General features: G+C 37.5%; 6 protein-coding genes. 3 read left to right on the top strand and 3 right to left on the bottom strand.

What is annotated here, in order from left to right; genetic code table 11:
- Window positions 1-22: 22 nt before the first annotated feature.
- Window positions 23-1,000: an HTH-type transcriptional regulator CysB gene (gene cysB, locus ON073_RS13005; protein WP_010560371.1), complete on the bottom strand. Its 978-nt coding sequence runs from the start codon at window positions 998-1,000 to the stop codon at window positions 23-25.
- Between the two features lie 168 nt (window positions 1,001-1,168).
- Here cysB and ON073_RS13000 point away from each other — a divergent pair, with 168 nt between their 5' ends.
- From ON073_RS13000 to ON073_RS12990, 3 genes are all read left to right on the top strand, one after another.
- A complete protein-coding gene (locus ON073_RS13000; RefSeq protein ID WP_274762310.1) occupies window positions 1,169-2,758 on the top strand; it encodes a response regulator in 1,590 nt (529 codons plus the stop codon).
- Window positions 2,759-2,760: 2 nt separating this feature from the next.
- Window positions 2,761-3,444 (top strand): sensor histidine kinase, encoded by a 684-nt coding sequence (locus tag ON073_RS12995; protein WP_274762309.1) that lies wholly within the window; start codon window positions 2,761-2,763, stop codon window positions 3,442-3,444.
- A 110-nt stretch (window positions 3,445-3,554) separates the two neighbouring features.
- On the top strand, window positions 3,555-4,316 hold the full coding sequence (locus ON073_RS12990; RefSeq protein WP_274762308.1) for a hypothetical protein: 762 nt from the start codon (window positions 3,555-3,557) through the stop codon (window positions 4,314-4,316).
- 50 nt (window positions 4,317-4,366) lie between these two features.
- Here ON073_RS12990 and ON073_RS12985 read toward each other — a convergent pair whose 3' ends face one another.
- Together ON073_RS12985 and ON073_RS12980 are read right to left on the bottom strand one after the other, a co-directional pair.
- On the bottom strand, window positions 4,367-4,963 hold the full coding sequence (locus ON073_RS12985; RefSeq protein WP_274762307.1) for a CBS domain-containing protein: 597 nt from the start codon (window positions 4,961-4,963) through the stop codon (window positions 4,367-4,369).
- Between the two features lie 91 nt (window positions 4,964-5,054).
- Entirely contained in the window at window positions 5,055-7,232 is a 2,178-nt protein-coding gene (locus ON073_RS12980) for a response regulator (protein ID WP_274762306.1), read from the bottom strand.
- Window positions 7,233-7,287 lie beyond the last annotated feature (55 nt).

Here is a 7,287-nt window from a genome sequence, read left to right as displayed (position 1 = left end):
TTTTTATGCTTTGTAAGACGAATTATCGTACTGGTAACTCAATGTCTTTAAACAAATAATCAACATCATCTTGATTACGTAGCATGCATGCACGCTCAACGATGGTTTTATCTAAATGAGGCGCGAATCGCTCGATAAAATCATACATGTAGCTGCGCAGGAAGGTGCCTTTTCTGAAACCAATTTTGGTGGTGCTTGCTTCAAACAAGTGACTCGCATCAATGACTACTAGGTCTTTATCGTTCATTTCATCAATGGCCATAGAGGCAACAACACCCACACCTAAGCCTAAACGCACATAGGTTTTAATCACGTCAGCGTCGGTTGCCGTAAACACGATTTGTGGCTCTAATCCGTGTTTAGTAAATGCTTTATCTAATTCAGAACGCCCAGTAAAACCAAATACATAAGTGATTAACGGGAATGCAGCAACATCTTGAATTGTTAAATTATTTGCCTTTGCTGCCAATGGGTGATCTTTAGCCACTACAATACTACGATTCCAGTGATAACACGGCAACATGATTAAATCGGTATACAGGTGCAATGCTTCTGTAGCTATAGCAAAGTCTGCGTCACCACGTGCTGCAGCGTCGGAAATTTGTTGCGGTGTACCTTGATGCATGTGCAGCGACACTTTTGGGTATTTATTCATAAACCCTTGAATCACATTTGGTAATGCATAACGTGCTTGGGTATGTGTGGTAGCAATATTTAACTTACCTTGATCAGGTAAAGTATGCTCATTTGCAACCGCTTTAATACTTTCAACTTTCGCCAGTATTTCACGGGAGATATTAATAATATCTTTACCAGCAGGGGTAACATGCGTTAAATGCTTACCGCTACGACCAAAGATTTGCACACCTAGCTCATCTTCAAGCATACGTACTTGTTTTGAAATACCAGGTTGCGATGTATATAAGTTTTCAGCGGTTGCTGAAACATTTAAGTTGTGATTGAGTACTTCAACAATGTACTTTAGCTGCTGTAATTTCATAGCGAGTATTTTGTATTTATTATTACCTTTATTTATATACTTTTGTCTCTTTTATGCCAAGCATAAATTCAAATCTTGCGTATATATTCCAATATTAACTACTAGACTTTTGTAAAAATAAGAAAAAAGCGTCTAAATTATTAGTATCAAAAATAATTTTCGGTAAATATGGTCAACCCACTGCAACGATATAAATCTGTCTCCGTGCTGATTCTGGATGATTACTCAGAGTTTCGTCTCTCTTTAAAACAAATGGTAGAAAGCTTTGGGGTTAACCATGTAGATGTGTGCACAAATGCTGAAGATGCACTCTCCTGTTACAGTGAACACTATCATGACATCTTGTTAGTGGATTACAACTTAGGTGACGGCCTTAACGGTTTACAATTACTTGCTGAGTTAAATCACCGTAATTTATTAAAATATGGCACTAACTATGTGCTTATCACTGGCGAAACAGCGTCTGATTTAGTGATGGGCGCACTTGAATATCGACCAGACGATTATCTAGCAAAACCCTTTACTAAAACGACACTAAAATCGCGTCTCGATAAGTTAGTTGAAAAGAGCCTTGCCTTTAAACCAATTTATACCGCGTTAAATCAAAACAAGCCTAAAACCGCCCTATCTCTTTGTGACCAATTAATGGCAGAAAATAAACGGGTTGGTATTGAATGTTTTCGGCTAAAAGCTGAAATCTACTTAAAACAGCTTAACTACACTCAAGCCTTAAGTATTTATAATTCAATTTTACATAAGCGTGAACTCAGCTGGGCGCAAATGGGAGCTGCGGTGTGTTATTTAGCGCTCGGGGAAAGCCATCAAGCACTCGAACTTTGTAAGTTAATTGCTACTAAGAACCCAAATGCAGTTGAAGCTTATGATTTAGCATGTGAATGTTTTGTAGAGCAGCAAGATTTCGAATCAGCCTACGCCATTACACAAAAAGCCATTGCGCATTCGCCCAATTCGATTGTCAGACAACGACAATTAGCAATGTTAGCAACGCGCTATCACGAACTGGAAGTTGCATTTAATGCATACAAACGTGTGTTACAACTCGCAAAATATTCTTGTTTGGCACAATTGGATGATTATTTGAATCAGTTATGTGTGTGTACAACTATTCAGCTGAGCGACAGCGGTGCCAGTGCACGGCGTGTGAAAAAAGAATATCCCAATGTTTATCGTTCGATAAACAAACTTTACCCTAGTATTCAGTCACAGCTTGCCATTGAGTTACACCAAAGCTTTGTCGAATATTTAGCTGATAAAACAGGTAAAAAAGGTGAAAAGCTGATTTTAACATGCGATAGAGTCGCTGAATTTCCAGACCCTCTTAATCCTGCCTTTGTGAACATGTTAGAGCTGGTGATGAAGTATGCTGATATTGAACGGATCAGCAGCACATTAGACCCTCTAGTCACTAAGGAAAAAGCCAAACTAATATCTCACGATGATCATGAAAAATCTGAAAATTTTAACCACCAAGGCATGGTGAAATATAAAGAAAAAGCATTTGAAAGTGCTCAAGGCGCCTTTGCAACAGCCTTGGCAAATGCTCCGAACAATCCAAATATCGCACTCAACCTTTTGCAAGCGGCCTACCAATTGCATAAGCAACAGCAAAAATTTACGTTAACCAAACGTCAATTCGCATTGTCATTCAATGCATTGAAATCCCTTGCTCCACATGATCATCGCCATAAGCAAAGCCAAAGTCTGTTAAACTTTGCTAAAGCTAAATTATCGGGGTAGCTATGGAAGATAATAAAATCGACTTTTCAGTGGTGCTTGGTGCCAGTATGCATGATATGAAAAACTCTTTGTGCATGTTGCTACAGTCAATGGAAACCATTAGCCAAAGTATTGAACACACACCTCAAGCACAATCAGAATTTGCGAAAATTCATTACGAAGTTGCCCGTGTAAACTCAAATTTATTACAAATTTTAGCGCTCTACCGCGAGCACAATGCTCAACTACCACTCAATATTGAAGAGCATTTTCTTGATGATGTGATTGATGAATTACTGGCAAAAAATGAAATGTATATCACCAATAAAAACATTTCTGTTGAATGTGAAATTGAGCAAGATTTATCATGGTTTTTTGATGCGGACCTTATTTCAAATCTGCTTAATGATATTTTGATAAATGCCCTAAAATATACCTCTGACCAAATTTTAATTTGCGCAAAACTAGTAGATAATTCTTTAGTGATTGAAATACATGACAATGGTGATGGCTATCCCGAGAGTATGTTAGAAAAGGCTAATAATGAGATGACCTCTGCCCTATTGAGCCAAGGACGTACCGGTCTTGGCATTTATTTTGCCAATTTAATTGCTTCAGCACACATCAATAAAGATCAAAAAGGGTACATCAAACTGGCTAACGACGGACGCTTTGGTGGCAGTCGTTTCACATTGATTTTGCCTTAAGTAAAAGCTGATAATAAAGTGGTATTATTAGTATTTTCCTTTTTAGAACACTACAATAAGTAATTAGAATTAGTTAATATTAGGCGAATTATAATAATGAGAAAAACTCTATGATAGTGTACGTCATTATAGCTTTAATTGTCGCTTTGATAGTCATTGGTGTATGGGTCAATGCCGTGCAACAGCATAAAGAGAAGCAAAATGCAGAGCGTAGACAAGAATTAACCAAGCAGAAAAAAATCATTGAAGAGTCAGAAGAAATATTGATGAATTCCGCCAATATTCCTATGTCGAAAGCACTTTTTACAATTTTGTACCAACGAATTTATGCTGCATTAGCCATAATGGCCGAACTTTCTCCCACCTCAAAAGAAATAAAAAACCGATTGGTGGAGGCTAGAAATCGATTAGAGAATTCAGCTAGTCAGGACACTTCTGCTGAAAATGTATCCCTACCTGACAATGAAAAGCAAGTCATTGCACTGTTACAAGGTGTTAAAAAGCTGCGGAGTGTAGTGCGCTCTGAACATTCGAAAGGAAAAATTGATACCCAGGTTTTTCTCAATGAAGATAAGCGTTTAGAAAAGATCCAATTACAAGTAAATATCGACAGCCAGCTTAAACGCGGCAAAGCGGCGCGTAATGCCAACATGCTGGGTTCAGCTCGCCAGTACTTCGAAAAAGCATTAGCTATTATTAACTCATTAAACTTCACTGATGAATACGTGACTTCACGGAAAAATGAGCTTGAAGATTTACTCAATGAAATTATGTCTGAGCTCAAAGCAACAAATGCTACGGATGCTAAGAAGAAGCTCGACAACGAGAAAGATGACTTAGATGTGCTATTTGCACCGAAGAAAAAGTGGTAGCTTAAAGAAATTAATTGTTAAAAAGGGCGTACTTTACGCCCTGTTCTATTTTAGCTGGATTTCTGTTTTTCTATCTGGGCGAATACCACGTCAAAAATTTCTTTAAAGGTATGTGCTTTTTCATTAATGTTAATTGGTATGTGAAGGACTCTTGCAATATCACTGGCTGATATCAAACCTCTGAGTGCATGATCTTGATCTATTAATAAGACATGTTGCTGACCCAAATTACGTAACGTCGCAAGTACATCACCAATAGTGTAATTACTAATTTTCGAAAAATTAATTGCCCGCATATCTTCTTTTTTCACCATTAGGTTTTCAACGGTTAAATCAGCTCTTGGCACGTTTCGAAGCTGTGCATTATGCAGTACCTTATAAGATGATAAATCGCTAGAGCTAATAACCCCCATAAAGTTTTCATCATGATCAATGACTATTTTTGACCTAACGTGCCCCATTTTCATCATATATAAAGCTTCATCTACCAAAACATCTTTTTCAATAAATTGCGGACGTTTTTGATTAAAGTCAGTAACAATATGAGACGCATTACTTGAAATATCGAGAGCTTCTGTATCACACATGCTAGAAATAGATTGCACATTACTCATTGGAATGGTTTCAATCACTCTAAAATCAGTCATATAACCTCCTCACAGGTGGGGAATTATGATTTTATCAATGTGCATAGGCACTAAAATCTGTGTGGGTTATTGTTAACTATGGTAAAAATTTCTATTTTTTCAAATTATTAAATGCATTATGTTGCTCTATTCGTGCCTTAAATTGCGATAGCACATCCAGTAACTCGATCGGTAAAAAAGGTTTAAAGAGTACTTCATCAATGCCGTAAGACTTACAATAATTGTATTCATCTTCCCTATCACTTGAAGTAACAGCAATAATTGGCACACCTGGCATATCTGCTGGTTCTGACATTCTTATTTTTTGAGCTGCATCATAGCCATTCATTTTTGGCATCGCACAATCCATTAAAATGATGTCAATTTCATGTTGATGTTGCTGCCAAAGCTCAACAGCTTCTTGTCCATTGCTGGCAATTAGCACGTTATCGCCTCGATTCATTAAAATTGCACTTAATACCCGTTGACTGATTGGCGCATCATCAGCGATTAACACGGTTAAAGGTGATGTATCAGGCGCAACCGTAAAGCCAATGCTGGTATTAATTTGATGAATTAAATCTGCTTTGATTTCAGTCGGGTGTTTAGGTAATTGCCATACTTTGTTATAACCAACATTGAGTAACTGACTTATTTCGCCATCACCTATTTCATCACCAAAAACAATTAAAGTTGCAGGGCGATTAAACCTGTGACGGTTAATTTTTTCATAGAAGCTTGATAACTGATCACTCAGCTCAGAATGCGACAGTAAAACAAAATCAAAGCTAGTCTGCCTTAAATCATCCCCTAACATGTAGTCGAGTGCTAACTCAGCATCTTGCACATGGGTGACTTGCATCTGCCAATCAGCAAATAACTCTCCCAGATACCGTGCCAAAAACATTCTGTTATCAAGAATAAGTACGCGTTTATTGATCAGTAACGAATCATCATTAAAGTGATTTTCAATTACCGAACTGTTTGGTAATGCAAGGGTAAAACGCATATCAGTGCCAAGGCCAAGCTTAGAATTAATAGATAACTTTCCACCCATTAAACTCACTAAATTTTGTGTGATGGTTAACCCTAGTCCTGAACGGTTTTTATCATGAATACGCTTTGACTTAGGTATATTCAATTTTGCTAAGGTCGCTTCATCAATACCATGGCCACTGTCTCGCACACTAAATGTTAACTCAGATAGACCAGTGGTTACTTCAGCATCAACTGTTAAATTAATTTCACCACGATCCGTATATTTAATCGCTTTATTAACCAAGTTGCTTAACACTTGCTTTAAACGCACTGAATCGCCGACAAGATAATGATTAATTGCTGGGTCTACATAAGTCAGCAAACGTAAATTTTTTTCTTGTGCTTTTAATTCACACTCCTGAAAAACATCACGAACAAGTGTATGAATATCAAAAATGTGTTGATCAAGAGACAGCTGACGATGTTCTATTTTAGAGAAATCAAGCACACTATTGAGCAATTCAAGCATGTTAAATGCACTTTTTTGAATAACATTTACGTAACTATGTTGGCGGTGATCTAGTTTTGTTTCTGACAATAAGTGGGTCATTCCAAGCAAGCCATTCATTGGCGTTTTCACTTCCATACTTATATTTGCTAAGAACTCACCTTTTAATTTATTGGCGTTTTGCTCAGATTGCTTCTGTTTTTTAAGGTCGCTAAACGATTTAGACAACGCCGCCATCATTTCATTAAATTCTACCACTAGACGATTAATTTCATCATCACGTGATTTTTTCCTGTCTAACTTAAATTCCTCTGGCGTTGACATATTCACATGGCTCATCGCATAGGCAAGATGATTTAAATGACGGGTAACAAGCAAGTGCACCAATGTGAAGATAATCAATGACACAATAAAGGTTTTAGCGCCTTGAGTTAGTAGCGTTACCACCACTTTATCAGCAAGATAACCATACACACCTGACATATCCATGACGACAATGAGCTCACCAAGATGATACTTAGTGCGGTTGAAACGATAATCAACAGCCCATGATTTTTGTTTCGCGTATTTGGTATCGGTTTTATTTACTGAAAGCCGTTTAGCATTGTCTTGCCAAATGGCCACTGAAGAAACATTGGGTAGCTCACTGATTCCTTGCAATAATAACTCAAGTTGCTTTTCGTCTTCCGCCCAAAGTGCGTTCGTTACTGAGGGTAAGTGGCTTTTTTCGATTTGGGCAAAACCCTGATCGATAACACTGAGATCACGCTTGTAGTCCATCCAAATAATGGTACTTGTGATCATTAAGGTCAGCAGAGAGCTGGTAAGTAAAATACCTAAAAGTAACTGTTTTGCTAAG

The organism is Pseudoalteromonas sp. G4 (assembly GCF_028875915.1).
GTDB lineage: Bacteria > Pseudomonadota > Gammaproteobacteria > Enterobacterales > Alteromonadaceae > Pseudoalteromonas.
Note: the sequence above shows the minus strand (reverse complement) of the source record. Positions and strands in the feature narration are given on the sequence as shown.

What these genes read in the sequence shown, in the direction of transcription:
- ON073_RS12980 (WP_274762306.1), bottom strand. Translation starts at nt 7,232, where the DNA reads ATGATCACAAGTACCATTATTTGGATGGACTACAAGCGTGATCTCAGT.
- ON073_RS12995 (WP_274762309.1), top strand. Translation starts at nt 2,761, where the DNA reads ATGGAAGATAATAAAATCGACTTTTCAGTGGTGCTTGGTGCCAGTATG.
- ON073_RS12985 (WP_274762307.1), bottom strand. Translation starts at nt 4,963, where the DNA reads ATGACTGATTTTAGAGTGATTGAAACCATTCCAATGAGTAATGTGCAA.
- cysB (WP_010560371.1), bottom strand. Translation starts at nt 1,000, where the DNA reads ATGAAATTACAGCAGCTAAAGTACATTGTTGAAGTACTCAATCACAAC.
- ON073_RS12990 (WP_274762308.1), top strand. Translation starts at nt 3,555, where the DNA reads ATGATAGTGTACGTCATTATAGCTTTAATTGTCGCTTTGATAGTCATT.
- ON073_RS13000 (WP_274762310.1), top strand. Translation starts at nt 1,169, where the DNA reads ATGGTCAACCCACTGCAACGATATAAATCTGTCTCCGTGCTGATTCTG.